The 520-nt window shown below is 69.4% G+C and carries 1 protein-coding gene; it reads left to right on the top strand.

Annotated elements, in window-relative coordinates:
* The coding region (locus tag F0Q34_RS22235) for a hypothetical protein (RefSeq protein WP_206668133.1) at positions 1-383 on the top strand (383 nt) is incomplete at its 5' end.
* Positions 384-520 lie beyond the last annotated feature (137 nt).

Here is a 520-nt window from a genome sequence, read left to right as displayed (position 1 = left end):
TGAGCGCCGTCTTGTGGTTCATGTCGCTCGGGCTGCTGGCCATGGTCGTGGCTCTCGGGGTCTTCATCACGGATGTTGTGGGTCGGCCGACCGAGCGGATGGAGGGCGTCGTCGCGAGCCGGAATTGGCGTGCCGCCTCTGCCTCCGTGACCCCTGCCGCTGTGGTGACGCCCGGCGGCCAGGTCGGCACCGCCGTGGTGCCGACCACCGACCCCGAGCGCTACGAGGTCTGCCTGCAGCTCGAGGATCAGCGGCCTTGTGCCGCCGTGCGGTCGGCGCATTTCGAGATGCTACGGCCGGGTAGCCAAGTCGCTGCCCTGGTGCGACGCGGTCGCCTGACGGATCGCATCCGGATCAGCCGCGTGCTGGACCGAGGCGAGTAGCCATACGCTGCCTGCCTGATCAGCCGGCCGCGCTTTGGCCGATGTCCTGCCGCTCCCCCTTGGCCACGATCTGCATCTGCCCGTCCGGCAATGGCCGCTGCAGCTCCCTCGCAATCTCCCACGGCGCCTCCATCCAG

The organism is Teichococcus oryzae (genome assembly GCF_008386565.1).
In the GTDB taxonomy this organism is placed as follows: Bacteria; Pseudomonadota; Alphaproteobacteria; order Acetobacterales; family Acetobacteraceae; genus Pseudoroseomonas; species Pseudoroseomonas oryzae.
Note: the sequence above shows the minus strand (reverse complement) of the source record. Positions and strands in the feature narration are given on the sequence as shown.